This is a genomic window from Streptomyces sp. Qhu_M48, from assembly GCF_051305195.1.
In the GTDB taxonomy this organism is placed as follows: Bacteria; Actinomycetota; Actinomycetes; order Streptomycetales; family Streptomycetaceae; genus Streptomyces.
In genome coordinates, this window is record NZ_CP195432.1 from 6,468,738 (window position 1) to 6,494,571 (window position 25,834).

A 25,834-nucleotide genomic window follows, 5' to 3' on the forward strand; every position below is an offset into this window, starting at 1 on the left:
TGCCTCGTGCGAGGGCTCAGAAGCCCGGGGGCTCCGTGTAGACGCCCCACTCGTCGCGCAGCGCGTCGCAGATCTCGCCGAGGGTGGCCTCGGCGCGTACGGCCTCCAGCATCGGGACGATCATGTTCGAGCCGTCCCGGGCGGCGGCGAGCATCGCGTCGATGGAGGCGCGGACCTTGGCGTCGTCGCGGCGCTCCTTGCGCTCGCCGAGGACGCGGACCTGCTCCCACTCGACCTCGTGGCTGACCCGGAGGATCTCCAGGTCGCCGGTGACGGAACCGTGGTGGACGTTGACGCCGACGACCCGCTTGTCGCCCTTCTCCAGGGAGCGCTGGTACTGGAAGGCGGACTCGGCGATCTCGCCGGTGAACCAGCCGTCCTCGATCCCGCGCAGGATGCCGGAGGTGATCGGCCCGATCGGGTGCTTGCCGTCGGGGTGGGCGCGGCGGCCGCGCTCCTTGATCTGGTCGAAGATCTTCTCGGCGTCCGCCTCGATGCGGTCGGTGAGCTGCTCGACGTACCAGGAGCCGCCGAGGGGGTCGGCGACGTTGGCGACGCCGGTCTCCTCCATCAGCACCTGCTGGGTGCGGAGCGCGATCTCGGCGGCCTGCTCGCTGGGGAGCGCGAGGGTCTCGTCGAGGGCGTTGGTGTGGAGGGAGTTGGTCCCGCCGAGGACGGCGGAGAGGGCCTCGACCGCGGTGCGGACGACGTTGTTGTAGGGCTGCTGGGCGGTGAGGGAGACACCGGCGGTCTGGGTGTGGAAGCGGAGCCACTGGGCCTTGTCGGTCTTGGCGCCGTACACCTCCTTCATCCAGCGCGCCCAGATCCGGCGGGCGGCGCGGAACTTGGCGATCTCCTCGAAGAAGTCGAGGTGCGCGTCGAAGAAGAAGGAGAGGCCGGGGGCGAAGACGTCCACGTCCATGCCGCGGCTGAGGCCGAGTTCGACGTAGCCGAAGCCGTCGGCGAGGGTGTAGGCGAGCTCCTGCGCGGCCGTCGCCCCGGCCTCGCGGATGTGGTAGCCGGAGACGGAGAGCGGCTTGTACGCGGGGATGCCCTGCGCGCAGTGCTCCATCAGGTCGCCGATGAGACGCAGATGGGGCTCGGGCTCGAAGAGCCACTCCTTCTGCGCGATGTACTCCTTGAAGATGTCCGTCTGGAGCGTGCCGTTGAGCACGGCGGGGTCGATGCCCTGGCGCTCGGCGGCGACCAGGTACATGCAGAAGACGGGCACGGCCGGGCCGGAGATCGTCATCGAGGTGGTGACGTCGCCGAGCGGGATGTCCTTGAAGAGGACCTCCATGTCGGCGGCGGAGTCGATGGCGACACCGCAGTGGCCGACCTCGCCGAGGGAGCGGGGGTCGTCGGAGTCGCGGCCCATGAGGGTGGGCATGTCGAAGGCGACGGAGAGGCCGCCGCCGCCGGCGGCCAGGATCATCTTGTACCGCTCGTTGGTCTGCTCGGCGTTGCCGAAGCCGGCGAACTGGCGGATGGTCCAGGTCCGGCCCCGGTAGCCGGTCGGGTGGAGTCCCCGGGTGTAGGGGTACTCGCCCGGCCAGCCGATGCGCTCGAACCCCTCGTAGGTGTCGCCGGGCCGGGGCCCGTAGACGGGCTCGACGGCGTCGCCGGAGAGCGTGGTGAAGTCCGCGTCCCGCTTGCGGGCCTTGTCGTAACGGGCCTGCCAGCGACGGCGGCCTTCCTCGATGGCGTCAGCGTCCATGCTTCGAATTTACTAGGACGTCCTAGTAAATGTCGATGGCGAACCTCCGCACATGTGTGCGGAGGTGGGGGGTCAGGCCTTGACCGGCTCCGGCCGCGCGCCGCTGACCAGCGGAAGCGTCTCGGCGACGATCTTGCGCTCGACGAAGAAAGCGGCGAACGGAATGGTCCCCGACACCAGCACCCACAGGAGCTTGCCGAACGGCCACCGCGCCTTGGAGCCCAGGTCGAAGGCGAAGACCAGGTAGATGATGTAGAGGACGCCGTGGGTCTGGGAGACCGCGAAGGTCAGGCTCTCGCCGGTGTCGAAACCGTACTTGGCGACCATGCACGCGCAGAGGATCAGGAGCATGACGGCGGTCACGTACGCCATGACGCGGTAGCGGGTCAGCACGCTGGATTTCATGGCTACGAGCGTAACCGGCCGGAAAACCCCCGCTCACGCGGGGAGCATGTGATGCTGCTCGTACCGCGCACCCGCGCGGTCGGACCACCCCCCGCGTCGGCGGGGAGCAGCGGGCCGACCCGGGGCGGGGGCTACGCCTCGTCGAAATCCTCGGCCGCGACCCGCAGCGGGCGGAGCATCGCGAAGATCTCGGCGCACTCCTCCGCGTCGTACGCGCCGAGCCCGAACTCCATCTCCATCAGGTCGCGGGTCGCGGCCTCCACCACCTCGCGGCCCTTCTCCGTGATGGACGCGAGGGTGCCGCGGCCGTCGTTCGGGTTGGGGCGCTTGTCGACGAGGCCGGACCTCACCAGCCGGTCCACCGTGTTCGTCACCGAGGTGGGGTGCACCATCAGCCGCTCGCCGATCTTGGACATCGGCAGCTCGCCCGCCTTCGAGAAGGTGAGCAGCACCAGGGCCTCGTACCGCGCGAAGGTCAGTCCGTACGGCTTGACGACGGCGTCGACCTCCGCGAGGAGGATCTGGTGGGCGCGCATGATCGAGGTGATCGCGGCCATCGAGGGGACCGGGCCCCAGCGCTTCTGCCACAGTTCGTCGGCGCGGGCGATGGGGTCGAAGGGGAGACTGAGCGGCTTCGGCACGCGTCGACCTTACCGACTGGTCATATGCCGGTCAGCCCCGTCTCGCCTTTCGGTCGCCCGCACCTCCGCGACCGGGGGAAGGGCGGGAAGCCGGCCGACGGCAACGGGTACACGATCCGCGGACGGGTGGCCGCGCTCGGCGCGGAGCCGGCGAACAGCTCGCCCGCGACGGTGCCGACCGGCATGCCGCGCGGACACGAAGGCCCCGGCTCCGAAGCGGAGCCGGGGCCTGGGCCGAGGTCGGGGCCGTCAGGCGCCGAGGTGCCGTTCGACCGTGTCGACCTTCGAGGTCAGCCCGTCCGTGACACCCGGACGGATGTCGGCCTTCATGACCACCGAGACGCGCGGGGCGCGCGCCTCCACGGCGGCCACGGCGCGCTTGACGACGTCCATGACCTCGTCCCACTCGCCCTCGATCGAGGTGAACATGGCGTCGGTGCGGTTCGGGAGCCCGGACTCGCGGACGACCCGGACGGCGTCGGCGACGTACTCGCCGACCTCCTCCCCCACCCCCAGCGGGGTCACCGAGAACGCGACGATCACGCCTTCACCGCGCTCTCGGCGCGGGCGCGGGAGGCGATGACCGCGTCCTCGGCCTCGCCCTTCAGCTTCCGCTCGGCGTAGAAGCCGCCCAGCGGCAGCACCGAGAGCAGGAAGTAGAGGGCGGCGGTCCCGAAGCTCCACTTGGTGCGGTTCCAGGCGTCGAGCCAGAAGAGGACGTAGAGGACGAACAGCACGCCGTGGATCGCGCCCATGACCGGCACCGCGTTGAACTCCGTCGTCCGCTTGAGCACCGAGCAGACCAGCAGGAGCAGGAACGAGACGGCTTCCGGCGCGGAGACGAGCCGGAGCCGGTGGAGGGAGGAAGCGGTCTTGAGGTCCACGGAGGGGGTCACCTTCGTTCGATCTTGTGAACGGATGCACAAGGGCCCGTCCATTGTGCACGCCGACTTTGCTGTCTCTTTATCCGGGTCCCCAGTACCTTCAGCGGGTGGCAACGTTCCGACTCCAGGGCAGCAAGGTGCTCGCCGTCTCCATGGCCGGCGACGCCGTCAAGGCGAAGAACGGCTCGATGGTCGCCTACGACGGCCAGATGGCGTTCAAGAAGATGAGTGGCGGTGGTGAGGGCCTGCGCGGCATGGTCGCCCGCCGGCTCACGGGTGAGCAGATGGAGGTGATGGAGGTACGCGGCCAGGGGACCTGCTGGTTCGCCGACCGGGCCTCCGAGATCAACCTCGTCTCCCTGCACGGCGACAAGCTGTGGGTGGAGGCGAGCAATCTGCTCTGCACCGACGCGGGGCTGCGCACCGGCACCACCTTCACGGGCATGCGCGGCGGGGCCACCGGCAACGGCCTCTTCACCACGACCGTCGAGGGCACCGGCCAGGCCGCGATCATGTCCGACGGCCCGGCGGTCGTGCTGCGGGTGACCCCTCAGTACCCGCTCCAGGTCGACCCCGGCGCGTACATCGCCCACCAGGGCAACCTCCAGCAGCACTTCCAGTCGGGTGTGACCTTCCGCACCCTCATGGGCGAGGGCGGCGGCGAGGCCTTCCAGATCCGCTTCGAGGGAGACGGCCTCGTGTACGTCCAGCCGAGCGAGCGGAACACGATCGGGGGCGACGTCTGATGCCGTTCCGCGAGATCAACTCGAAGATGGTCGAGGCGACCGTCGTCCCCGGGCAGCGGATGTTCAGCCAGCGGGGCGCGATGCTCGCGTACCGCGGTGACGTCACTTTCACGCCGAACATGGCCGGCGGTCAGGGCGGCGTGATGTCGATGATCGGCCGCCGGGTGGCCGGCGAGGCGACCCCGCTGATGACCGTCGAGGGCAACGGCACGGTGATGTTCGGGCACGGCGGCCACCACATCCAGGTGATCGGCCTGTCGGGCGACACCCTGTGCGTGGAGGCCGACCGGCTGCTCGCCTTCGACGGCACCCTGGAGCAGGGCACGATGTTCATGGGCTCGCAGGGCGGGGTCATGGGCATGGTCCGCGGCCAGGTGACCGGCCAGGGCCTCTTCACCACCACCCTGAAGGGTCACGGCGCGGTGGCCGTCATGGCGCACGGCGGGGTCATCGAGCTGCCGATCACCCCCGGCCGGCCGGTCCACGTCGACCCGCAGGCGTACGTGGCCCACCACGGCGACGTACGGAACAAGCTCTCCACCGCGCTGGGCTGGCGCGACATGGTGGGGCGCGGCTCGGGCGAGGGCTTCCAGCTGGAGCTGAGCGGCAGCGGCGCGGTGTACGTCCAGGCCTCGGAGGAGAAGCTGTGAGCACCCCGGTGATCCACGATCCGTCGACGCTTCCGTCGGAAGACAACGTGAACCCGTACACCTTCTGCGTGGAGCTCAAGGGCTCCCAGTGGTTCCTGCAGAAGGGCAAGATGATCGCCTACTACGGGCGGATCGAGTTCAACGGGATCGGGCACGGGCGGCTCGACCGGCTGGTCCGGACGTCCTTCCACTCGCCGCTGCACGCGAGCGACTGGGTGGTGGCGGAGGGCAGCGGCAAGATGCTGCTCGCGGACCGGGCCTTCGACGTGAACTCGTTCGACCTGGACCAGGGCAACCTGACGATCCGTTCCGGGAACCTCCTCGCCTACCAGCCGACGCTGGCGCTGAAGCAGTCGATCGTGCCGGGCTTCGTGACACTGATCGGCACGGGCAAGTTCGTGGCGGCGTCGAACGGCCCGGTGGTCTTCATGGAGCCGCCGATGCGGGTGGACCCGCAGGCGCTGGTCGGCTGGGCGGACTGCCCGTCCCCCTGTCACCATTACGACCACGGCTACATGACGGGCGTGATGGGCGGCGTCCGGGCGCTGACGGGCATGGGCGGCACCTCGGGCGAGGAGCACCAGTTCGAGTTCGTGGGGGCGGGTACGGTACTGCTCCAGTCGACGGAGCTGCTGATGGCGGACCGCGCGATCGGTGCGCCTCCGGCGCAGGCGGGTGTGCCGGGCGGCCACGGGGCGCCTGGTTCCGGCCAGGGCGTGCCGGGCTCGGTACCGCGCCTTCCCGGCCAGCTCGGGGACCTTCAGCGGCGCTTCGGTCTGTGAGCGGTAGTCTGCGGAGTGTGACGCCGTCGAACGCGCGCTCGCAGACTTCGTCAAGTATTCAACTTCTTAGGTAGAATCCATATATGGAGACCGAGACCGCCACCCCGTGGCTCACCGACGGCGAGCAGTGCGCCTGGCGCACGTTCCTGGACGTGCAGAGGATGCTGACGTACCAGCTGGAGAGGGACCTCCAGCCCTTCGGCCTGACGATGAACGACTACGAGATCCTGGTGAACCTCTCGGAGTCGGGGGAACGGCGGCTGCGCATGAGCGACCTCGCCGCGGCCACCCTCCAGTCGAAGAGCCGGCTCTCCCACCAGATCACCCGCATGGAGAACGCCGGACTCGTCCGGCGCGAGAACTGCGAGTCCGACCGGCGCGGGCTGTACGCCGTCCTGACCGACCACGGCATGGAGACCATGCAGAAGGTGGCCCCGCACCACGTCGAGTCGGTGCGCAAGCACTTCATCGACCAGGTCGGCCCGGAGGCGCTCTCCGACCTCCACGCGTCCCTGAAGCCGGTCGCCGAGCAGCTGCGCGGACGGCGCGGCAAGCCGTAGCCGCGGACACGTCGGTACGGAGAAGGGCCTCCCCGGTTCGAACCGGGGAGGCCCTTCTCCGTACCGTCACGTGGTCACGGCCGCGTACCGTCGCTCAGTTGCCCGTGATGCTCGCGACCAGCTCGTCCGCGGCCGCGTACGGGTCGAGGGCGCCCGCCACGATCCGCTCCGCGAGCGCGTCCAGGCGCCGGTCGCCGTGCAGGTCGCCGATCCGCTCGCGCAGGGCCGTGACCGCGATGGTCTCGACCTCGCGGGCGGCACGGGCCCGTCGGCGCTCCGCCAGGACCCCGTGCTCCTCCATCCAGGCGCGGTGCTTCTCCAGGGCCTCCACGACCTCGTCGATGCCCTCGCCGCGCGCCGCGACCGTCTTCACGATCGGCGGCCGCCAGTCGCCGGGGCCGCGCGCCTCCCCCAGGCCCAGCATGTGGTTGAGCTCACGGGCGGTGGCGTCCGCGCCGTCCCGGTCGGCCTTGTTCACCACGTACACGTCGCCGATCTCCAGGATGCCCGCCTTCGCGGCCTGGATCCCGTCGCCCATGCCCGGCGCGAGGAGGACGACGGAGGTGTCGGCCTGGGAGGCGATCTCGACCTCCGACTGCCCGACGCCGACGGTCTCCACGAGGATCACCTCGCAGCCGGCCGCGTCCAGGACGCGGATGGCCTGCGGGGCGGACCAGGCGAGACCGCCCAGGTGCCCGCGGGTGGCCATGGAGCGGATGTAGACCCCCGGGTCGGAGGCGTGGTCCGCCATCCGGATCCGGTCGCCGAGGAGCGCCCCGCCGCTGAACGGCGAGGACGGGTCGACGGCGAGCACGCCGACCCGCTTGCCCGCCCGCCGGTAGGCGGAGACCAGCGCGGACGTCGACGTGGACTTGCCGACGCCGGGCGAGCCCGTCAGGCCCACCACGTACGCGCCGCCGGTGAGCGGCGCGAGCGCCGCCATCACCTCGCGCAGCTGCGGGGACGCCCCCTCCACGAGCGAGATCAGCCGGGCCACGGCCCGCGGCCTGCCCTCCCGTGCCTGGGTGACCAGAGCGGGGACGTCCACCATGTGCAGAGCTCCTTGCCTGACCTTGCCGAGGTGACTTACTTGCCGGCGACGCGGACGATCAGCGCGTCGCCCTGACCGCCGCCGCCGCAGAGGGCGGCCGCGCCGATGCCGCCGCCGCGCCGCTTGAGCTCCAGGGCCAGGTGCAGCACCACACGGGCGCCGGACATGCCGATGGGGTGACCGAGCGCGATGGCGCCACCGTTGACGTTCACCTTCTCGGGGGTAACGCCGAGGTCCTTCATTGACTGCACGGCGACCGCGGCGAAGGCCTCGTTGATCTCGATCAGGTCGAGGTCGTCGACGGTCAGGCCGTCCTTCTTGAGGGCGTGCAGGATGGCGTTGGACGGCTGCGACTGGAGCGAGTTGTCCGGTCCTGCCACGTTGCCGTGGGCGCCGATCTCGGCGATCCACTCCAGGCCCAGCTCCTCGGCCTTGGCCTTGCTCATCACGACGACGGCGGCGGCGCCGTCGGAGATCTGCGAGGAGGTGCCGGCGGTGATGGTGCCGTCCTTGGCGAAGGCCGGGCGGAGCTTGCCGAGGGACTCGGCGGTGGTCTCGGCGCGGATGCCCTCGTCCTTGGCGAAGATCACCGGGTCGCCCTTGCGCTGCGGGATCTCGACCGGGGTGATCTCGGCCTCGAAGATGCCGTTCTTCTGGGCGGCGGCGGCGCGCTGGTGCGAGAGGGCGGCGATCTCGTCCTGCTCGGGGCGGCGGATGCCGAGGCGGGTGTTGTGCTTCTCGGTGGACTCGCCCATGGCGATGTTCTCGAAGGCGTCGGTGAGACCGTCGTACGCCATGGCGTCGAGCATCTCGATGGCGCCGTACTTGAAGCCCTCGCGGGACTTCGGCAGCAGGTGCGGGGCGTTGGTCATCGACTCCTGGCCGCCGGCGACGACCACGTCGAACTCGCCGGCGCGGATCAGCTGGTCGGCGAGGGCGATGGCGTCGAGACCCGACAGACACACCTTGTTGATGGTGAGGGCGGGGACGTTCATGGGGATGCCGGCCTTGACGGCGGCCTGGCGGGCGGGGATCTGACCGGCACCCGCCTGGAGCACCTGGCCCATGATCACGTACTGCACCTGGTCGCCGCCGATGCCGGCCCGGTCGAGCGCGGCCTTGATCGCGAAGCCGCCGAGCTCCGCGCCCGAGAAGGACTTGAGCGAGCCGAGCAGGCGACCCATGGGCGTACGGGCGCCCGCGACGATCACTGAGGTGGTACCGGTCGTTCCAGACATGAGGCACGGCCCCTAGGGATGAGGAGTGAACGAGGGTTTACCGCCAATGTACTGAGGGGCGCCGCGCCCGGTCACCGGGCAGCCGGTGTGACGGCGCGCACGTTGCGTAACCACCCTCCCGGCAGTGCACTGGAGACATGCTGACGCGAATCGACCACATCGGGATCGCCTGTTTCGACCTGGACAGGACTGTCGAGTTCTACCGTGCGACCTACGGTTTCGAGGTCTTCCACTCCGAGGTCAACGAGGAGCAGGGCGTCCGTGAGGCCATGCTCAAGATCAACGACACCTCGGACGGCGGGGCCTCGTACCTCCAGCTCCTCGAGCCCACCCGGGAGGACTCGGCGGTGGGCAAGTGGCTCGCCAAGAACGGCGAGGGCGTGCACCACATCGCCTTCGGCACGGCGGACGTCGACGGGGACGCCGAGTCCATCCGCTCCCAGGGCGTCCGGGTCCTCTACGACGAGCCGAGGACCGGCTCCATGGGCTCCCGGATCACCTTCCTCCACCCCAAGGACTGCCACGGCGTCCTCACGGAACTGGTCACCTCGGCGAAGCCCTCCGCTGACCACTCCTCAGCGGAGCACTGACCTCCGGATTCCTGGCCCGGTAGAGTGGGCGACTCCGGGCCGGGGCCGGTCGGGGCCGCTCCGTGCGGCACCGAAGTCGGGATGTCGGGGTCGTCCGATCTGCCACGATTCCCCGGGGGTCCGTCCTCGACCGTGAGGGCGGTGCTCGTCGGAGTTGCGATCAGGGTTGGGGTCTCCCCTGCTCGAAGAGCTCGGGGAAGGATGGACCGCGCAGTGCGGGGCTACGAACGCCAGGAGAGCCACCGAGCTGAAGACGACCATCTCGCCCGGTTCGAAGCCGAGATGGACCGGCTGAAGACCGAGCGCGAGAAGGCCGTTCAGCACGCCGAGGACCTCGGCTACCAAGTCGAGGTCTTGCGTGCCAAGCTCCACGAGGCGCGCCGCACCATCGCGTCCCGGCCCGCGTACGACAGCGCTGACATCGGCTACCAGGCCGAGCAGCTGCTGCGGAACGCACAGGCGCAGGCCGAGCAGCTGCGCCAGGACGCCGAGCGCGAGCTGCGCGAGGCCCGCGCCCAGACCCAGCGCATCCTCCAGGAGCACGCCGAGCACCAGTCCCGGCTCCAGGCCGAGCTGCACAACGAGGCGGTCCAGCGCCGCCAGCAGCTCGACCAGGAACTCAACGAGCGCCGGCAGACCGTCGAGGCGCACGTCAACGAGAACGTCGCCTGGGCCGAGCAGCTCCGCGCCCGCACCGAGTCCCAGGCCCGCCGCCTGATGGAGGAGTCCCGCGCGGAGGCCGAGCAGTCGCTCGCCGCCGCCCGCGCCGAGGCCACCCGGCTCGCCGAGGAGACCAGCCGCCGCGTCAGCAGCGAGGCCGAGGCCGCCCGTGCCGAGGCCGAAGCGATTCTGCTGCGCGCCCGCAAGGACGCCGAGCGGCTCCTCGGCGCCGCCTCCAGCCAGGCGCAGGAGGTCACCAGCCACGCCGAGCAGCTCCGCTCGACCACCACCGCCGAGACCGACCAGGCCCGCCGGCAGGCCACCGAGCTCTCCCGCGCCGCCGAGCAGCGCATGCAGGAGGCCGAGGAGAAGCTCCGGCTCGCCCGCGCCGAGGCCGAGAAGGCCCTCGCCGAGGCCAAGGACGCCGCCGCCCGGCAGCTCGCCACCGCCGAGTCGGTCAACGAGCAGCGCACCCGTACCGCCAAGACGGAGATCGCCCGGCTCGTCGGCGAGGCCACCAAGGACGCCGAGGCCCTCAAGGCCGAGGCCGAGGAGAAGCTGCGCGAGGCGACCGCCGAGGCGGAGAAGCTCGTCACGGAGGCCTCGGACAAGGCCCGTACGGCCGCCGCGGAGGACTCCGCCGCCGCCCTCGCCCAGGCCGCGCGCAACGCCGAGGAGATCCTCACCAAGGCGTCCGACGACGCCCGCGAGACCACCCGCAAGGCCTCCGAGGAGGCCGAGCGGATCCGCCGCGAGGCCGAGGCCGAGATCGACCGGCTGCGCTCCCAGGCCGAGGAGCAGGCCGACGAGCTGCTCGGCTCGGCGAAGGACGACACCAAGGAGTACCGCGCCAGGACGGTCGAGCTCCAGGAGGAGGCACGACGGCTGCGCGGCGAGGCCGAACAGCTGCGCGCCGAGGCCATCGCGGAGGGCGAGCGGATCCGCGGCGAGGCCCGCCGCGAGGCCGTCCAACAGATCGAGGAGGCGGCCAGCACCGCCGAGGGGCTGCTCACCAAGGCCCGTACGGACGCCGAGGAGCTGCGCGCCAAGGCCGGCGCCGAGAGCGAGCGGGTCAAGTCGGAGGCCGTCGAGCGCGCCCAGACGCTGCGGACCCAGGCCGAGGAGACGCTGGAGCGCACCCGCGCCGAGGCCGAGCGGCTGCGCGTCGAGGCCGAGGAGCAGGCCGACGCGGTGAAGGCCGCGGCCGAGCAGGCCGCCGCCGGGGTGCGCGCGGACGCCGAGCGGGCCGCCGAGGCCCGCCGCGCGGAGGCCGCCGCCGAGCTGACCCGGCTGCACGCCGACGCCGAGGCGAAGGTGGCGGCCGCCGGGGAGGAGCTCACCGACGCGCGCGCCGAGGGCGAGCTGATCCGGCGCGAGGCCGCGGAGGAGACCGAGCGGCTGCGGACCGAGGCCGCCGAGCGCATCCGTACGCTCCAGGAGCAGGCCGAGCAGGAGGCCGAGCGGCTGCGCGCCGAGGCCGCGTCGGACGCCTCCACCACGCGTACCGAGGCCGAGACCGCGTCGGTACGGCTCCGCAAGGAGGCCGCCGAGGAGGCCGAGCGCCTGCGGTCGGAGGCCCAGGAGACCGCCGACCGGGTGCGGGCCGAGGCCGCCGCGGCCGCCGAGCGGGTCGCCGCCGAGGCCGCCGAGGCGCTGGCCGCCGCGCAGGAGGAGGCCGTCCGGCGCCGCCGGGAGGCCGAGTCGACCCTGGAGTCGGCCCGTTCCGAGGCCGGCCGGGAGCGCGAGCACGCCCGCGAGCAGTCCGAGGAGCTCCTCGCCGCCGCCCGCAAGCGGGTCGAGGACGCCCAGACCGAGGCGCAGCGCCTGGTCGAGGAGGCGGACGCGCGGGCGACCGAGATGGTCACCGCCGCCTCGCGGGCCGCCCAGGAGGTACGGGACTCGGTGGCGGGTCTGCGCGAGCAGGCCGAGGAGGAGATCACCGGGCTGCGCAGCGCCGCCGAGCACGCGGCCGAGCGGACCCGCACCGAGGCGCAGGAGGAGGCGGACCGGGTCCGCGCCGACGCGTACGAGGAGCGGGAGCGGGCGTCCGAGGACGCGACCCGTGCACGGGCGCGTTCCCAGGAGGAGACGGAGGCCGCGAAGGCGCTGGCCGAGCGGACCGTCACGGACGCGCTCGCCGAGGCCGAGAAGCTGCGGGCGGACACGGCCGAGTACGCGCAGCGGATCCGGACCGAGGTGACGGACTCGCTGGCTTCGGCCGAGCAGGACGCGGCCCGTACCCGGGCCGACGCCCGGGAGGACGCGAACCGGATCCGTTCGGAGGCCGCCGAGCGTGCCGAGTCGCTGGTCGCCGAGGCCCGTACGGAGGCCGAGCGGATCGGCGCCGAGGCGGAGCGGGTCCTGGACGAGGCGCGTCAGGCGGCGGACAAGCGCCGCGGCGACGCCGCCGAACAGGCCGACGCGCTCCTCGCCGAGGCCACGAGCGAGGCCGAGCGGATCACCCGCGAGACGAACGCCGAGGCCGAACGGCTCACCGCCGAGGCGGTCGAACTCATGGAGACCACCGAGCAGGACGCCCTGCGGCTCCGCACCGAGGCCGAACAGGTCAGGGCCGACGGGGAGGCGCACGCGGAGGCGCTGCGGGCGGCCGCGGTCGCCGACGGCGAGCGGGTCCTCGACGAGGCCCGCAAGGCCGCCGACAAGCGCCGCGGCGACGCCGCCGAACAGGCCGACGCACTCCTCGCCGAGGCCACGAGCGAGGCCGAGCGGATCACCCGCGAGACGAACGCCGAGGCCGAACGGCTCACCGCCGAGGCGGTCGAACTCATGGAGACCACCGAGCAGGACGCCCTGCGGCTCCGCACCGAGGCCGAACAGGTCAAGATCGACGGAGAGGCGCACGCCCAGGCCCTGCGGAACGCGGCCCTGGCCGACGGCGAGCGGGTCCTCGACGAGGCCCGCAAGGCCGCCGACAAGCGCCGCGGCGACGCCGCCGAACAGGCCGACGCACTCCTCGCCGAGGCCACGAGCGAGGCCGAGCGGATCACCCGCGAGGCGAACGCCGAGGCCGAGCGGGTCACCCGGGAGGCGAACGCCGAATCCGAGCGGGTCACCCGGGAGGCCGGCGAACTCGCCGACGCCGTCACCGCGGAGGCGCGCGCCGAGGCCGAGGCGACGGTCGGCTCCGCGCGGCAGGACGCCGAGCGGATCCGCACCGAGTCGGAGCGGGTCAGGGCGGACGCCGAGGCGGCGGCCGAGCAGATGCGCGCGGAGGCCCGCGAGGAGGCGGACCGGACGCTCGACGACGCGCGGGAGGCCGGTGCCCGGAAGCGTTCGGACGCGGCCGAGCAGGCGGACCAGCTCATGGCCAAGGCCCAGGAGGAGGCGCTGCGCGCCACCACCGAGGCCGAAGCGCAGGCGGACACGATGGTCGGCGCGGCCCGCAAGGAGGCCGAGCGGATCGTCGCCGAGGCCACCGTCGAGGGCAACTCACTGGTGGAGAAGGCCCGCACGGACGCGGACGAGCTCCTCGTCGGGGCGCGCGGCGACGCGACGGCCATACGGGAACGGGCCGAGGAGCTGCGGAACCGCGTCGAGGGCGAGATCGAGGAGCTGCACGAGCGGGCGCGCCGTGAGAGCGCCGAGCAGATGAAGACGGCGGGCGAGCGGGTCGACAAGCTGGTGACGGCCGCGACGGAGCAGCGCGCCGAGGCCGAGGAGAAGGCCAAGGAGCTGATCTCCGAGGCGAGTTCCGAGGCGAGCAAGGTCCGTATCGCCGCCGTCCGCAAGGCCGAGGCGCTCCTCAAGGAGGCCGAGCAGAAGAAGGCCTCGCTCGTCGCGGAGGCCGAGGCCATCAAGGCGGAGGCCGAGCGGATCAGGGCCGAGGCGGAGGCGGAGGCCGAGAAGACGGTCGAGGAGGGCCAGCGCGAGCTGGAGGTGCTGGTGCGACGCCGCAAGGACATCAATGCCGAGATCTCCCGTGTCCAGGACGTGCTGGAGGCGTTGGAGTCTTTCGAGACTCCAACGGCCGGGGCGAAGTCGGCCGGGGCGATGGGCGCCAAGGCGGGCGCGTCGGCAGGGTCCACTCGATCGAGTGGCAAGTCCCAGGACGGCTAGCCACTCAAAAGGCTGGACATTCTCCAGATCAAACGGGCATACGCTCGATGACACGCCGCTTCGGCCCCTAGGATTCCCTCTAACACCTCACCGGTCTCATTCGACAGGAACCCCATGAGCGACACTTCCTCCCCCTTCGGCTTCGAGCTCGTGCGGCGCGGTTACGACCGCGGTCAGGTGGACGACCGCATTACCAAGCTCGTGGCCGACCGCGACAGTGCTCTGTCCCGCATCACCGCTCTGGAGAAGCGAATCGAGGAACTCCACCTCGAGACGCAGAACGCCCAGGCGCAGGTCACCGACGCCGAGCCGTCGTACGCGGGGCTCGGCGCCCGGGTCGAGAAGATCCTCCGGCTCGCCGAGGAGGAGGCGAAGGACCTGCGTGAGGAGGCCCGTCGCGCCGCCGAGCAGCACCGCGAGCTGGCCGAGTCGGCCGCCCAGCAGGTGCGCAACGACGCGGAGTCCTTCGCGGCCGAGCGCAAGTCGAAGGCCGAGGACGAGGGCGTCCGGATCGTCGAGAAGGCGCAGGGCGAGGCGAACACGCTGCGCGCCGAGGCGCAGAAGGACGCGCAGTCGAAGCGCGAGGAGGCGGACGCCCTCTTCGAGGAGACCCGCGCCAAGGCCGCCCAGGCCGCCGCGGACTTCGAGACCAACCTGGCCAAGCGCCGCGAGCAGTCGGAGCGGGACCTGGCCTCGCGTCAGGCGAAGGCCGAGAAGCGCCTCGCGGAGATCGAGCACCGCGCCGAGCAGCTCCGCCTGGAGGCCGAGAAGCTGCGTACGGACGCGGAGCGCCGGGCCCGCCAGACCGTGGAGACCGCGCAGCGCCAGGCCGAGGACATCGTGGCCGACGCGAACGCCAAGGCCGACCGGATCCGCAGCGAATCGGAGCGCGAGCTGGCGGCCCTGACGAACCGCCGGGACTCGATCAACGCGCAGCTGACCAACGTCCGCGAGATGCTGGCGACGCTGACCGGTGCCGCCGTGGCGGCCGCCGGCTCCCCGATGGACGACGAGCGCCCGGCCGGCGTCCCGGCCCAGCAGTCCCGCTGACACACGCCCGGTAACAAGTACGTAGCGTTGCCCCTAACCCCTCGTCATTCCGGTGGCGGGGGGTTTTGCGCGCCCGTAGGTTGGGACGCATGATCGAGCTTGAGGGCCTGACCAAGCGCTACGGGGCGAAGACAGCGGTCGACCACCTCTCCTTCCAGGTGCGTCCTGGGGTGGTCACCGGCTTCCTCGGGCCCAACGGGGCGGGCAAGTCGACGACGATGCGGATGATGCTGGACCTGGACAACCCGACGAGCGGGACGGTCCGGATCGACGGCAAGCACTACCGGGAGCTGACGGAGCCGCTGAAGTACATCGGGGCGCTGCTCGACGCCAAGGCGATGAACGGCGGCCGCTCCGCGTACAACAACCTGCTGTGTCTCGCGCAGTCGAACCGCATCCCGGAGCGCCGGGTGAGCGAGGTGCTGGACCTGGTGGGTCTGACGCCGGTCGCCAAGAAGAAGTCGAAGGGTTTCTCCCTCGGCATGGGGCAGCGGCTCGGCATCGCGTCCGCGCTGCTGGGCGACCCCGAGATCCTGATGTTCGACGAGCCCGTCAACGGACTGGACCCCGAGGGAATTCACTGGATCCGCAATCTGATGAAGGCGTTGGCGGCCGAGGGCCGGACGATCTTCGTTTCCAGTCATCTGATGAGTGAAATGGCGCTGACGGCCGATCATCTGATCGTGATCGGCCAGGGAAAGCTGCTGGCCGACACGTCGATGGCGGATTTCATCCAGCAGAATTCCCGGAGTTATGCGCGGCTGCGTTCGCCGCAGCAGGAGCGCCTCCGGGACGTGCTGCACGCCAATGGGTTCGTGGCGGTCGAGGCGGGCAACGGCACCCTGGAAGTGGACGGGGCGACGACCGAGAAGCTGGGCGAACTGGCCGCCGAGCACGGGCTCGTGCTGCACGAGCTGAGCTCCCAGCGGGCCTCGCTCGAAGAGGCCTTCATGCAGATGACGGCAGGTGCGGTGGAGTACCACGCGCACGGCACCGATGTACACGGTGGCGCCCCGGCGCCCGGCCCCCAGTGGGGCACGACCTCCCAGGGAGCCTGAACGATGGCAGCGGCATCCGCGGTCCTGCAGTCCGAGTGGACCAAGATCCGGACGGTGTCGTCGACCGTCTGGACACTGGCGAGCGCCCTGCTCGTCACGGTGGCGATCGGCGCGGCGCTGTCCGCGGTGTTCAACTCCACCTTCGACGACCTCAGCGAGGCGGAGCGGGCCACCTTCGACCCGACCCTGGTCAGCTTCTTCGGGATGACCCTGGGGCAGCTGGCGATGGTGGTCTTCGGTGTCCTGGTGGTGGGGACCGAGTACTCCTCGGGCATGATCCGCACCTCGCTGGCGGCCGTGCCGCAGCGCGCGACCTTCCTCTTCTCCAAGATCACGGTGGCGGGCGGGCTCGCGTTCGCCGTGGGGCTGGCGACGAGCTTCCTCGCCTTCTTCCTGGGACAGGCGCTGCTCGGCGAACACCGGGCCTCGATCGGTGACGAGAACGTGCTGCGGGCGGTGATCGGCGGGGGTCTCTACATGGGCCTGATCGCGCTGTTCTCCATGGGCGTGACGGCGATGCTGCGCTCGTCGATGCTGTCGCTCGGCATCCTGATGCCGTTCTTCTTCCTGGTCTCGCAGATCCTGGCGGCCGTGCCGAAGGTCAAGGAGGTGGCCCGCTACTTCCCGGACCAGGCCGGCGCGAAGATCATGCAGGTCGTGCCGGACGCCCTGAACACGGAGGAGGCTCCGTACGGCCCGTGGGGCGGGCTCGGGATCATGGTCCTCTGGGTGCTGGCCGCGCTCCTCGGCGGCTACCTGGTGCTGAAGAAGCGGGACGCCTGACCGTCCGGGGCGGCGGGACGCCTGACGGCCCGGGGGGGCCCCGGGGACGGCGCCTCGGGACCGGTGACCCGGGGCGGTGCCCTCGGGACCCCGTCCCCTGGGGGAGAACCCCGACGTTCCCCCCGAAGACCGCCCGGAGGCCGTCTCCACTTCGCCGGAACCGTCAACGGCTGGATAAGCTCCTAGCTCATACGGGGGGCTCCGGCCGACGGCCGCCACGCCCCGACATGGATGCGATCGACCTGTCGATGGGGCTGGAGAATGATCGAGGCAGTCGGCCTGACGAAGCGCTACGGCGCCAAAACGGCCGTGTACAACCTTTCCTTCCAGGTGAGGCCCGGTGTCGTCACCGGGTTCCTGGGGCCCAACGGGTCGGGCAAGTCGACCACGATGCGCATGATCCTGGGGCTCGACCAGCCCACCACGGGTCATGTGACGATCGGCGGTCACCCCTTCCGGCAGCTGCCGAACGCGCCCCGCCAGGTCGGCGCGCTCCTCGACGCCAAGGCCGTGCACGGCGGGCGGAGCGCGCGCAGCCACCTGCTGTCGCTCGCGCAGCTCGCCGGCATCCCGGCGCAGCGCGTCGACGAGGTCCTCGGGGTGGTCGGCCTCCAGGACGTGGCGAAGCGGCGCTCCAAGGGCTTCTCGCTCGGCATGGGCCAGCGGCTCGGCATCGCGGCGGCGCTTCTCGGCGACCCGCAGGTGCTGCTCTTCGACGAGCCGGTCAACGGTCTGGACCCCGAGGGCATCCTCTGGGTCCGCAACCTGATGAAGAAGCTGGCCTCCGAGGGGCGGACGGTCTTCGTCTCCAGCCACCTCATGAGCGAGATGGCCCTCACCGCCGACCACCTGATCGTGATCGGCCGAGGCCAGCTGCTCGCCGACATGAGCGTCACCGACTTCATCTCGGCGAACTCCGCCGACTTCGCCCGCGTGCGGACCCCCCAGACCGATCCGGGTCAGCGGGAGAAGCTGACGGCGGCCCTCGTGGAGGCCGGCGGCCAGGTCCTCTCCGAGCCGGACGGCGCGCTGCGGGTGACGGGCCTGCCGCTGCCGAGGATCAGCGACCTGGCGCACGACGCGGACGTACGGCTCTGGGAGCTGTCCCCGCACCAGGCCTCCCTCGAAGAGGCGTACATGCGGCTCACGCAGGGCGCCGTGGACTACCGCTCCACCGACGACCGGCTCGCGCACCTCCAGCCGCCCGTCCAGCCCGGTCACCCCGGCTACGGCATGCCGCCGCGGCAGCCGGTCCAGGACGTGCCGCAGCAGGGCTGGTACGCGCCGCCGCCGCCCGGGCAGAACCCGTACGCCGGTGCTCCCGGCCAGGCTCCCGCGCCGGGCCCGTACGCCCCTCCGGCCGCCTCGCAGCCGGGCACCCCTCAGCCGAGCGACACCACCAAGGACGCCCGATGACCGCCCCCGCCCAGCACCACGCTCCGGCGCCGCACTCCTACGTCTCCCCCATCCCGGTCCGCAGGGCGAACCTCGGTGACGCCCTCGCCTCCGAGTGGACGAAGATCCGCTCGGTGCGTTCGACGCTGTGGACGCTCGGTGTCATGGTCCTGCTGATGCTTCTCATCGGCCTGGGGGTGGCGGCGATCGCCGCGAGCTCCGAGGCCCCGATGGGCGACGAGTCCGCGCTCGGCTTCGGGTTCTTCGGGATGCTGCCGGCGTCGATCTGCGTGATCACGCTCGGCGTGCTGACCATCGCCTCCGAGTACGGCACCGGCATGATCCGTACGACCCTGACGGCCTGCCCCAGCCGGGCGCGGGTGCTCACGGCGAAGGCGATCGTCTTCTTCCTGCTCGTCTTCACGGTGACGACGGTGGTCGCCGCGATCGTGGGGGCGGGGCAGGTCGCCCTGGTGGACTCGGCGGACGCCCCGACGGCGGGCGAGTGGCTGCGGGCGACGGTCGGCGCGGGCGCCTACCTGGCCATGCTCGGGCTGCTCTCGCTGGCGCTCGGCACGCTCATCCGGCACTCGGCGGGCGCGATCACGGTGATGATCGGTCTGCTGCTGCTCCCGCTGGTGGCGGCGATGTTCATGTTCTCCGAGGCGCTGAAGTCGGTGCAGGAGTGGCTCTTCACGTACGCGATCCCCTCGCAGATGATCGCGCTGTACGCCGCGCAGCCGCCGTTCGGTGACGCCGGTCCCGCGGGCTGGGAGCCGCTGCTGATCATGACGGGGGTCGCGGGGGTCGCGCTGGCCGGCGCGTTCGCCCTGCTCAACAACCGGGACGTGTAGGGCCGGTCCGCCGGCCGGGGCCCAGCGGCCCGGGTCGACCACCCTGGTTCACCGGTCGGGCTCTCCCGGTCCGGTTCACCGGCTCAGTACTTCGGCGCGTTACGGGACCGCTGCACCCTGCTGGTGCGGCGGTCCTTCGCGTTCCAGCACGCCTTGTGCCAGTGGCGCCGGTCGTCCACTCCGCCGTACTCCGGCCAGGCCACCACGTGCGGCGCGCCGCCCGGGATCTCCTGGTCGCAGCCGGGGCAGCGGTAGCGCTTGCCGGGTGCGCTCGCCCCGGCGACGAGGCGGACGAACCACTCCTCGCCCTGCCAGCTCTCGGTGCGCTGCACGCCGCCGTACCGGTCGTCGTAGCCACCCGGCTGCTGCAAGGTCTTCTCGCCGCCTCGGGAGCGGTTGTGGCGCGGGGACACGGGCACACCTCACGGGGTCTGGGAACACGGACCGTTCTCTCAAGCCTACGGGCCGCGACACGGTGCCCCGGGCCCCCTCCGACCCGGCTTAGCCGAAAATCGCAAGAACTTCATGAACGGCCGTTGCCTTTGGCACGTGTCAGACGTTGTTGCCAGTGCGAGGGGAGATACGCGTCGGCCGCAAGGAGGCAGAAGCGATGCGCGTGGGTACGTTCGTTCTGGCCGCCCAGTTCCCGGGCCAGGGACAGGGTGAGGCCCTGCACCGGGCGGTGCGGACCGCGGAGGTCGCCGAGGAGGCGGGGCTCGACTCGGTCTGGCTGGCCGAGCACCATTTCGTGCCGTACGGGGTCTGCCCGTCGGCCGTGACACTGGCCGCGCTGCTCCTGGGGCGCACGCGACGGCTGCGGGTGGGCACGGCGGTGAGCGTGCTGCCGACCGTCCACCCGGTCGCCCTGGGCGAGCAGGCGGCGCTGCTGCACCTCACGTCGGGCGGCAGATTCACCCTGGGGGTGGGCCGGGGCGGGCCGTGGGTCGACCTGGAGGTGTTCGGCGCGGGCCTCGGCGCGTACGAGAACGGCTTCCCGGAATCGCTCGACCTGTTGCTGCGCTGGCTCACCGAGTCGAGCGTCGGCGCCGAGGGAGAACGATTCGCCTTCCGTGAGGTGCCGGTGGTGCCCCGTCCCGACGAGCTGATCGGCGGCGACCCCGCCCCCGAGGTCGTGGTGGCCTGCACCTCGCCGAGGAGCGTGAAGCTCGCCGCGGAGCGCGGTCTGCCGATGCTGCTCGGCATGCACTGCGGCGACGAGGCCAAGGCCGAGATGGTCGCGGCCTGGACGCGGTGCGCGCGGGAGGCCGGGCGGGACCCGGAGGAGATCGCGCGGATCGGTGCCCGCCACGTCTCGGCGGGGGTGGCCCAGCTCGCGGACCGGGGGGCGGACGCGGTCGAGGCGCTGGTGAAGGCGATGCCGGGCTGGCTGAAGCAGGGGCTCGACGCGCACGTGACGGTGGACGGGCGGCAGCGGGCGATGCGGGACCCCGTGGCGTACACGGAGCTGCTCTGCGGGCTGCACCCGGTGGGGACTCCCCGGCGCGCGGCGGACCGGCTCGCGGCGACCGCGGAGCGCACGGGCATCACGCGCTTCGCGCTGCTCGCCGAGGGTACGGGCGACCTCGCGGCGACCGAGGAGAACGTACGGCGGCTCGGCACGGAGGTCCTGCCGCTGCTCGTCTGACGTGGAGCCGGAACCGTACGGACGGGGGGTGGCGGGGTCCGTACGGCGGATGACGCGAACCGTACGGCACCGGGAGCGGTCCGTACGGGCGGGGCGTGGGACTGTGCTGCCGCTCCGGCACCTCCGCGCGGCGATGCGCGTCGACACGCATCGATCGCGTCTCCCGCGATGCGGAGCGGCAGCACCATGTCTCAGCAGTCGCGCAGTTCCGGCGACTGGTTCAGCAGCTGCCCCCGGACGGACGTGAAGCGGGCGAGCCGCTCGTCCACCGACGGGTCCAGCGGGAACACCGCCACCCGGTGGCAGTTCTGGAAGGCGAGACGCACCCCGAAGTGCCGCTGCAGCGCACCACGGATGGCGTCGCTGGCGAGCGCGCGCAGCAGCTGACCACGTGCCTGCTCATTCGGCGGCGGCGTCTGGTTGTCGGCGAACTCTCCGCCGTCGACCTTCAGCTGGGCCACCAGAGAACTGATCATCTCCCATGCGTAGGGCAGGGAGGTCCGGACGCAGTCGACGAAGTCGGCTTCGTCGACCTCGCCTCGCTCGGCCTGTTCCAACAGTGCCGGTGAGACGTCGAGCGACATGGGTTCTCCTCTCGCGACCCCGCGGACGGGGTCTTGCGGGCAGGGGCGAGGGCCGGGCCGCCCGCCACGCAGCGTGCACGGACGACGACCTCCAGCTTCCACGGTAAGCGTGCAGTCCTGACCGCACCAGGAGATTGGGAACACAACCGGCTGATAACCGACGGGTGTTCGGCTCAGGACCACACCCCCGGCGTGCGCGGCCGATGCCCGAATCGCGCGGACGAGCGCCCGTCTTGTAGCGTTGCCGACCATGCGTCTCGTCATCGCCCGTTGCTCCGTGGACTACGCGGGCCGGCTCACGGCCCACCTGCCCTCCGCACCCCGTCTGATCCTGATCAAGGCAGACGGCAGTGTCTCGATCCACGCGGACGACAGGGCGTACAAACCGCTCAACTGGATGTCCCCGCCGTGCACCCTCAAGGAGGGTGCCGACGCCGAGGCCGGCACCTGGACGGTGATCAACAAAGCGGGCGAGAAACTGATCATCACGATGGAGGAGATCCTCCACGACTCCTCGCACGAACTGGGTGTGGACCCGGGTCTCATCAAGGACGGCGTCGAGGCCCACCTCCAGGAGCTCCTCGCCGACCGCATCGAGACCCTCGGCGAGGGATACACGCTGATCCGCCGCGAGTACCCGACCGCCATCGGCCCGGTGGACATCCTGTGCCGGGACTCGGACGGCGCGACGGTCGCGGTGGAGATCAAGCGGCGCGGCGAGATCGACGGCGTCGAGCAGCTGACGCGCTACCTGGAGCTGCTCAACCGCGATCCGCACCTGGCGCCGGTGCGGGGCGTCTTCGCGGCGCAGGAGATCAAGCCGCAGGCGCGGGTCCTCGCCACGGACCGCGGGATCGGCTGCGTGGTCCTGGACTACAACGCGATGCGCGGCATCGAGGACGACAAGCTGCGGCTGTTCTAGACGCGGCGGCGGTACGGGGACGGCCCCGGGTGCGGTGAGCGCGCCCGGGGCCGTCCCCGTTCCCGTACTCCGGCATGTCCGTCAGGCGGGCGACTCCGAACCGGCCGGGTCGCCGGGGGCGGGCGGGCCGCCGAGGGTCGAGGAGGCGGAGTTGCTGGGACTGTTCTCCTCCTCCGCCGGATCGGTGGTCGGCGGGGTCGTGGTCGGCGGCGTCGTGGGCGGCGTCGGCGACGTGGACGAGGCCGACGGGGTCGGCTTCGGCGGGCTCGACGTCGTCGTCGGACGCGTCGTGGTCGGACGCGGCGGCCGGGTGGACGGGCCCGTCGGCGGGGCCGTCGTCGTCGTGGGGGCCGTGGTGGTGGTCGGGTCGTCCGAGGGCGACGGGGTGCCGGACGTGCCCGGGGTGCCGGGAGTGCCCGAGCCCGAAGGGTCCGGCGGGGAGGCGCTCCCGGAGTCGGAGGGGCTCGGGGAGCCGGAGCGGGTGGGGTCGCCGGACTCGCCCGGCTCCCCCGCCTCGCCCTCGGTCGGCTGCTCGCCGTCGTCGAAGCCCTCGTCGTCGGGGGCGCCCTCGGTCGCCGTGCTGTCGGAGGTGACGCGGTTGGTGGCCGGGTCCTCGCCGTTGCCGGAGGTGGCGCCGAGGGTCACCACGGTGCCGAGGACGGCGACCAGGAGCGCGCCCGCGCCGACGGCGGCGAGGTTGCGGCGCGCCCCGTTGAGGATGCCCCCCTTGAGGCTCGGCCGGCCGCCGCCTTCCGTGTCGGGGCGGGTGATGAGCGTGGGACCCTCGGCGGCGAAGTCGGGGAAGCCGGGGACCGGGGCCTTCGTGAGGCCTCCCGCGGGAGCGCCGGGCAGCGGGGCCGGCCGTACGGCTCCGCCCGGCAGCGGGGCCGTGGCGGGCTCGGGGGCGGGGCGGGCGGCCGCCGGACCGCGCGAGACCGGGGTGCCGCGCGGCGGGGAGACCGGCTCCTCGCCGTGGGCCGGGGTGGCGTGCTCCCCGGCGAGGTCGGCGACGAGGGCGAGCGCCCGGCGGCCGGCGACGGTGCCGCGCTTGTCCGCGATCACCCCGCGCATGCCGATGGAGGCCTCCAGCTCGGCGCGGGCCCGCTCCAGGTTTCCGGCACACAGGGCGAGGACGCCGAGCTCGTGGTGGAAGTAGGCCTCCTCCGCGACCTCCCCGGTGAGCCGGGCGGCCTCCTGTCCGGCGCGCAGGGCCCGCTCCCAGGCGCCCCAGTGCAGTCCGGCGGCGAAGGCGGGCGCGGCGGCGCGGGCGAGGGAGACGGCGGTGGCCCGGCGTTCGGCGCCGGTGGCCTCGTCGCCTCCGGTGGCGGAGACGAGGGCGCCCAGGGCGGCGAGGAGCGCGTCGGACTCGGCGGCGGCCCGCTCGGGGGTGACGGAGGGGTGGGCGGCCCACCAGGCGTAGTGCTGGGCGACGGTGTGGGCGCGGTCGGCGGCCTCGGCCCCGTACCCCTGGGCGAGGAGCTGGGTGAGGACTCCGGCGGCGAGCCGGTAGCGGGGGCCGACCGGGGAGAGCAGGCCGCAGGCCATGAGTTCGCCGAGGGCGGCGTCGGCGTGGGTGTCGCCGACCAGGGCCGGCAGATGCGCCTGGTGCGGCACCTCGCCGCCGAGGGCGACGGCGAAGCGCAGGGCGGTCTGGGCGGAGCGGCTGAGGCGGGAGGCGAGCAGCGCGGCGGGGGCGGCGCCCTCGCCGAGGCTGGGCAGGGGTATCTCGCGCAGTTCGACGTCGGGGTCGTCGATCCCGTCGAAGGCGGCCGCGGCGACGGCCGCGGCCGCGTCGGGGTCGGTCGGCTCGAAGGCCTCTTCGAGGGCGCCGAAGGCGTCGAACTCGGCGGGGGTGACGCGGAGCCGGTCGCGCTGGCGGAGCAGGGCCCCGGCCTGGACGAAGCGGAGCGGAAGGCCTTCGGACTCGAACCAGAGGTCGCCGGCCCAGTTGGCCTCGTCGTCGGTGAGGGTGCGGCCGACGGCGCTCTCCAGGAGCTTCAGGGCGGCGCCGCGGCCGAGGCCGGAGAGGTGGAGCTCGTCGAGGTGCGCGTCGGGCGAGGGCGCGGGGGCGTCGGGTCCGGCGGCGAGGAGGAAGGCGCACTCGGGGGCGGCGGCGAGGAGTTCGTCGAGGGCGGCGCCGCCGAACTCCAGGTCGTCGACGACCACGACGGCACCGATCTCGCGGAGCCGGTCGAGGAGCACGGCCCGGCCGGGCCGGTGGTCGGGGGCGTACCGGACGGCGGCGAAGAGCTCGTGGAGGAGTTCGGCCGGGGTGCGGTGGTGGCCGGAGAGCCGGACGACGCCGTCGGGGGCGAGGCCGGCGCAGTCGGCGGCGACCGCGTCGAGGAGGACGGTGCGGCCGGATCCGGCGGGTCCGGTGAGGCGGGCGGAGCGGCCGCGGCCGAGGATGGCGACGAGGCGCTCGCGCTGCTCCTGGCGTTCGAGGAGGGGCAGCTCGGGCGGGACCGGTCCCGGCGGGACGGGCGGGGCGGCGGCCTGGGCCGCCTCGGCGCGCTCCTCGGGGGTACGGGGGCGGGGGGCCGGCGGTTCCTGGCCGGGCGGGCAGGGTTCGATCTCGCTGCCGTCGACGGGGTTGACGGTGACGAGCAGGTCGCCGGAGACGAGCCGGACGACGCGGGCACGCGCGGGTGCGGGCGCGGGGGTACCGCGTCCCTGGCGGGCGTCGTCGCCCTCGGCGTCGTGTCCGTACTCCTCCGGCCCCCGGTTGATCGGGTCCATGGTCCAAGCCCCCAAGAAGCGGTGTCCGGTGCCCGCCGGGTGGGTCCGTCAATGTGCAGGCGACCGAACCCTAGACCGTGGTCAGGCGGGCGGGAACAGCTGGGGTGCCCCGGAGACCAAGACGTCATGGTCTTGTGAGGATTGGGTGTGACGCCAGGTTCACACAGCTGCTTCACACGCTCGCCGGTCCCGCTCGCCCCACCGGGTCCGCGCGCCTTCGCGCGTCCCACCGGCTCCGCGCGGCCTCGCGCCTCCCACCGGCTCCGCGCGCCTTCGCGCGTCCCACCGGCTCCGCGCGGCCTCGCGCCTCCCACCGGCTCCGCGCGCCCGTACGTCCCGTACCCTCCCGGCCGGCGCCGACCGACGACCTGCGGTGCCGGGCTCCGACGCCTGGTTCCGACGCCCGTCGACGACGACCGTGCGTCACACCCGGGGCAGGGACTCCAGCGCGAGGCCGCCCTCGATGGCGAGGATGCGGTGCAGCCGGGTGGCGACGAGGAGTCGCTGCATCTGGGGCGGCACCCCGCGCAGGACGAGACGCCGGCCGCAGCGGCCGGCCCTCCGGTGGGCGCCCATGATGACGCCGAGCCCGGTCGCGTCCCAGGAGTCGAGGCCGGTCAGGTCGAGCACCAGGTCGCCGACTCCGTCGTCGACGGCCGAGTGCAGGACCGTACGGGCGTCCGCCGCGCTGCGGACGTCGAGGCGGCCCCCGACGACCAGCTCGGCATGGTCGCCCCTGATGTGCATATGCGCTCCCCGAGAGTGCTCCGTCTTCGCAACAACTGACTGCCGCACCGGCAGAA

The 25,834-nt window shown here is 72.4% G+C and carries 24 protein-coding genes; 13 read left to right on the plus strand and 11 right to left on the minus strand.

The window, feature by feature from the left end:
- Nucleotides 1–16: 16 nt before the first annotated feature.
- The 5 genes from ACRRSS_RS28845 to ACRRSS_RS28865 form a co-directional block, all read right to left on the minus strand.
- A complete protein-coding gene (locus tag ACRRSS_RS28845; protein WP_351895697.1) occupies nucleotides 17–1,717 on the minus strand; it encodes an acyl-CoA mutase large subunit family protein in 1,701 nt (566 codons plus the stop codon).
- A 72-nt stretch (nucleotides 1,718–1,789) separates the two neighbouring features.
- Nucleotides 1,790–2,122, minus strand: coding sequence for a DUF3817 domain-containing protein (locus ACRRSS_RS28850; protein WP_435973984.1), 333 nt, complete (start codon nucleotides 2,120–2,122; stop codon nucleotides 1,790–1,792).
- 131 nt (nucleotides 2,123–2,253) lie between these two features.
- The gene (locus ACRRSS_RS28855) at nucleotides 2,254–2,763 is read right to left on the minus strand and encodes a MarR family winged helix-turn-helix transcriptional regulator (protein ID WP_435973985.1); all 510 of its coding nucleotides are present in this window, start codon (nucleotides 2,761–2,763) and stop codon (nucleotides 2,254–2,256) included.
- A 249-nt stretch (nucleotides 2,764–3,012) separates the two neighbouring features.
- Entirely contained in the window at nucleotides 3,013–3,306 is a 294-nt protein-coding gene (locus ACRRSS_RS28860; protein WP_382868101.1) for an MTH1187 family thiamine-binding protein, read from the minus strand.
- Complete coding sequence (locus tag ACRRSS_RS28865) at nucleotides 3,303–3,647, minus strand: DUF3817 domain-containing protein (RefSeq protein WP_435973986.1); 345 nt, start codon at nucleotides 3,645–3,647, stop codon at nucleotides 3,303–3,305. Before ACRRSS_RS28865 ends, ACRRSS_RS28860 begins: the two co-directional genes overlap by 4 nt.
- 107 nt (nucleotides 3,648–3,754) lie before the next feature.
- On the opposite strand from ACRRSS_RS28865, the gene ACRRSS_RS28870 reads away from it, so the two are divergent.
- From ACRRSS_RS28870 to ACRRSS_RS28885, 4 genes are all read left to right on the plus strand, one after another.
- On the plus strand, nucleotides 3,755–4,393 hold the full coding sequence (locus ACRRSS_RS28870) for an AIM24 family protein (protein WP_435973987.1): 639 nt from the start codon (nucleotides 3,755–3,757) through the stop codon (nucleotides 4,391–4,393).
- Nucleotides 4,393–5,043: an AIM24 family protein gene (locus ACRRSS_RS28875; RefSeq protein ID WP_435973988.1), complete on the plus strand. Its 651-nt coding sequence runs from the start codon at nucleotides 4,393–4,395 to the stop codon at nucleotides 5,041–5,043. Before ACRRSS_RS28870 ends, ACRRSS_RS28875 begins: the two co-directional genes overlap by 1 nt.
- A complete protein-coding gene (locus ACRRSS_RS28880) occupies nucleotides 5,040–5,825 on the plus strand; it encodes an AIM24 family protein (RefSeq protein WP_435973989.1) in 786 nt (261 codons plus the stop codon). Before ACRRSS_RS28875 ends, ACRRSS_RS28880 begins: the two co-directional genes overlap by 4 nt.
- Nucleotides 5,826–5,908: 83 nt before the next feature.
- On the plus strand, nucleotides 5,909–6,385 hold the full coding sequence (locus ACRRSS_RS28885; protein ID WP_435973990.1) for a MarR family winged helix-turn-helix transcriptional regulator: 477 nt from the start codon (nucleotides 5,909–5,911) through the stop codon (nucleotides 6,383–6,385).
- 94 nt (nucleotides 6,386–6,479) lie between these two features.
- Here the strand turns inward: ACRRSS_RS28885 and meaB are convergent, their stop codons facing one another.
- Together meaB and ACRRSS_RS28895 are read right to left on the minus strand one after the other, a co-directional pair.
- On the minus strand, nucleotides 6,480–7,436 hold the full coding sequence (gene meaB, locus ACRRSS_RS28890; RefSeq protein WP_435973991.1) for a methylmalonyl Co-A mutase-associated GTPase MeaB: 957 nt from the start codon (nucleotides 7,434–7,436) through the stop codon (nucleotides 6,480–6,482).
- A 35-nt stretch (nucleotides 7,437–7,471) separates the two neighbouring features.
- Nucleotides 7,472–8,674 (minus strand): acetyl-CoA C-acetyltransferase, encoded by a 1,203-nt coding sequence (locus tag ACRRSS_RS28895; RefSeq protein WP_435973992.1) that lies wholly within the window; start codon nucleotides 8,672–8,674, stop codon nucleotides 7,472–7,474.
- A 137-nt stretch (nucleotides 8,675–8,811) separates the two neighbouring features.
- Between ACRRSS_RS28895 and mce the strand changes: the two genes are divergently transcribed.
- From mce to ACRRSS_RS28930, 7 genes are all read left to right on the plus strand, one after another.
- Entirely contained in the window at nucleotides 8,812–9,264 is a 453-nt protein-coding gene (mce, locus tag ACRRSS_RS28900) for a methylmalonyl-CoA epimerase (RefSeq protein ID WP_435973993.1), read from the plus strand.
- Between the two features lie 213 nt (nucleotides 9,265–9,477).
- Nucleotides 9,478–14,001, plus strand: a complete 4,524-nt coding sequence (scy, locus tag ACRRSS_RS28905; protein WP_435975451.1) for a polarized growth protein Scy — start codon at nucleotides 9,478–9,480, stop codon at nucleotides 13,999–14,001.
- A 114-nt stretch (nucleotides 14,002–14,115) separates the two neighbouring features.
- Nucleotides 14,116–15,051: a cellulose-binding protein gene (locus tag ACRRSS_RS28910; protein WP_435973994.1), complete on the plus strand. Its 936-nt coding sequence runs from the start codon at nucleotides 14,116–14,118 to the stop codon at nucleotides 15,049–15,051.
- Between the two features lie 89 nt (nucleotides 15,052–15,140).
- Nucleotides 15,141–16,109 (plus strand): ABC transporter ATP-binding protein, encoded by a 969-nt coding sequence (locus tag ACRRSS_RS28915; RefSeq protein WP_435973995.1) that lies wholly within the window; start codon nucleotides 15,141–15,143, stop codon nucleotides 16,107–16,109.
- A gap of 3 nt (nucleotides 16,110–16,112) precedes the next feature.
- The gene (locus tag ACRRSS_RS28920) at nucleotides 16,113–16,892 is read left to right on the plus strand and encodes an ABC transporter permease (RefSeq protein WP_435973996.1); all 780 of its coding nucleotides are present in this window, start codon (nucleotides 16,113–16,115) and stop codon (nucleotides 16,890–16,892) included.
- Nucleotides 16,893–17,153: 261 nt separating this feature from the next.
- Nucleotides 17,154–18,308, plus strand: coding sequence for an ABC transporter ATP-binding protein (locus ACRRSS_RS28925; protein ID WP_435973997.1), 1,155 nt, complete (start codon nucleotides 17,154–17,156; stop codon nucleotides 18,306–18,308).
- Nucleotides 18,305–19,141 carry an ABC transporter permease gene (locus tag ACRRSS_RS28930; RefSeq protein ID WP_435973998.1) on the plus strand — a complete coding sequence of 279 codons (837 nt, stop codon included), beginning with the start codon at nucleotides 18,305–18,307 and terminating at the stop codon, nucleotides 19,139–19,141. The genes ACRRSS_RS28925 and ACRRSS_RS28930 overlap by 4 nt, the downstream gene beginning before the upstream one ends.
- 83 nt (nucleotides 19,142–19,224) lie before the next feature.
- Here ACRRSS_RS28930 and ACRRSS_RS28935 read toward each other — a convergent pair whose 3' ends face one another.
- Nucleotides 19,225–19,554, minus strand: a complete 330-nt coding sequence (locus ACRRSS_RS28935; RefSeq protein WP_435973999.1) for an ATP/GTP-binding protein — start codon at nucleotides 19,552–19,554, stop codon at nucleotides 19,225–19,227.
- A gap of 197 nt (nucleotides 19,555–19,751) precedes the next feature.
- On the opposite strand from ACRRSS_RS28935, the gene ACRRSS_RS28940 reads away from it, so the two are divergent.
- On the plus strand, nucleotides 19,752–20,786 hold the full coding sequence (locus tag ACRRSS_RS28940; RefSeq protein WP_435974000.1) for an LLM class flavin-dependent oxidoreductase: 1,035 nt from the start codon (nucleotides 19,752–19,754) through the stop codon (nucleotides 20,784–20,786).
- A gap of 191 nt (nucleotides 20,787–20,977) precedes the next feature.
- Here the strand turns inward: ACRRSS_RS28940 and ACRRSS_RS28945 are convergent, their stop codons facing one another.
- Nucleotides 20,978–21,370: an SCO5389 family protein gene (locus tag ACRRSS_RS28945; protein ID WP_015036224.1), complete on the minus strand. Its 393-nt coding sequence runs from the start codon at nucleotides 21,368–21,370 to the stop codon at nucleotides 20,978–20,980.
- A 250-nt stretch (nucleotides 21,371–21,620) separates the two neighbouring features.
- On the opposite strand from ACRRSS_RS28945, the gene nucS reads away from it, so the two are divergent.
- Nucleotides 21,621–22,292, plus strand: coding sequence for an endonuclease NucS (nucS, locus tag ACRRSS_RS28950; RefSeq protein WP_435974001.1), 672 nt, complete (start codon nucleotides 21,621–21,623; stop codon nucleotides 22,290–22,292).
- Nucleotides 22,293–22,373: 81 nt separating this feature from the next.
- Here the strand turns inward: nucS and ACRRSS_RS28955 are convergent, their stop codons facing one another.
- Entirely contained in the window at nucleotides 22,374–25,031 is a 2,658-nt protein-coding gene (locus ACRRSS_RS28955) for an ATP-binding protein (protein WP_435974002.1), read from the minus strand.
- Between the two features lie 423 nt (nucleotides 25,032–25,454).
- On the minus strand, nucleotides 25,455–25,778 hold the full coding sequence (locus ACRRSS_RS28960) for an STAS domain-containing protein (protein ID WP_188269246.1): 324 nt from the start codon (nucleotides 25,776–25,778) through the stop codon (nucleotides 25,455–25,457).
- Between the last annotated feature and the right edge of the window lie 56 nt (nucleotides 25,779–25,834).

Excerpts from the sequence above, each read along its gene's own strand:
- ACRRSS_RS28845 (WP_351895697.1), bottom strand. The coding sequence starts at position 1,717 with ATGGACGCTGACGCCATCGAGGAAGGCCGCCGTCGCTGGCAGGCCCGT.
- ACRRSS_RS28850 (WP_435973984.1), bottom strand. The coding sequence starts at position 2,122 with ATGAAATCCAGCGTGCTGACCCGCTACCGCGTCATGGCGTACGTGACC.
- ACRRSS_RS28875 (WP_435973988.1), top strand. The coding sequence starts at position 4,393 with ATGCCGTTCCGCGAGATCAACTCGAAGATGGTCGAGGCGACCGTCGTC.
- ACRRSS_RS28885 (WP_435973990.1), top strand. The coding sequence starts at position 5,909 with ATGGAGACCGAGACCGCCACCCCGTGGCTCACCGACGGCGAGCAGTGC.
- meaB (WP_435973991.1), bottom strand. The coding sequence starts at position 7,436 with ATGGTGGACGTCCCCGCTCTGGTCACCCAGGCACGGGAGGGCAGGCCG.
- ACRRSS_RS28895 (WP_435973992.1), bottom strand. The coding sequence starts at position 8,674 with ATGTCTGGAACGACCGGTACCACCTCAGTGATCGTCGCGGGCGCCCGT.
- mce (WP_435973993.1), top strand. The coding sequence starts at position 8,812 with ATGCTGACGCGAATCGACCACATCGGGATCGCCTGTTTCGACCTGGAC.
- ACRRSS_RS28910 (WP_435973994.1), top strand. The coding sequence starts at position 14,116 with ATGAGCGACACTTCCTCCCCCTTCGGCTTCGAGCTCGTGCGGCGCGGT.
- ACRRSS_RS28915 (WP_435973995.1), top strand. The coding sequence starts at position 15,141 with ATGATCGAGCTTGAGGGCCTGACCAAGCGCTACGGGGCGAAGACAGCG.
- ACRRSS_RS28920 (WP_435973996.1), top strand. The coding sequence starts at position 16,113 with ATGGCAGCGGCATCCGCGGTCCTGCAGTCCGAGTGGACCAAGATCCGG.
- ACRRSS_RS28925 (WP_435973997.1), top strand. The coding sequence starts at position 17,154 with ATGATCGAGGCAGTCGGCCTGACGAAGCGCTACGGCGCCAAAACGGCC.
- ACRRSS_RS28930 (WP_435973998.1), top strand. The coding sequence starts at position 18,305 with ATGACCGCCCCCGCCCAGCACCACGCTCCGGCGCCGCACTCCTACGTC.
- ACRRSS_RS28940 (WP_435974000.1), top strand. The coding sequence starts at position 19,752 with ATGCGCGTGGGTACGTTCGTTCTGGCCGCCCAGTTCCCGGGCCAGGGA.
- ACRRSS_RS28945 (WP_015036224.1), bottom strand. The coding sequence starts at position 21,370 with ATGTCGCTCGACGTCTCACCGGCACTGTTGGAACAGGCCGAGCGAGGC.
- nucS (WP_435974001.1), top strand. The coding sequence starts at position 21,621 with ATGCGTCTCGTCATCGCCCGTTGCTCCGTGGACTACGCGGGCCGGCTC.
- ACRRSS_RS28955 (WP_435974002.1), bottom strand. The coding sequence starts at position 25,031 with ATGGACCCGATCAACCGGGGGCCGGAGGAGTACGGACACGACGCCGAG.
- ACRRSS_RS28960 (WP_188269246.1), bottom strand. The coding sequence starts at position 25,778 with ATGCACATCAGGGGCGACCATGCCGAGCTGGTCGTCGGGGGCCGCCTC.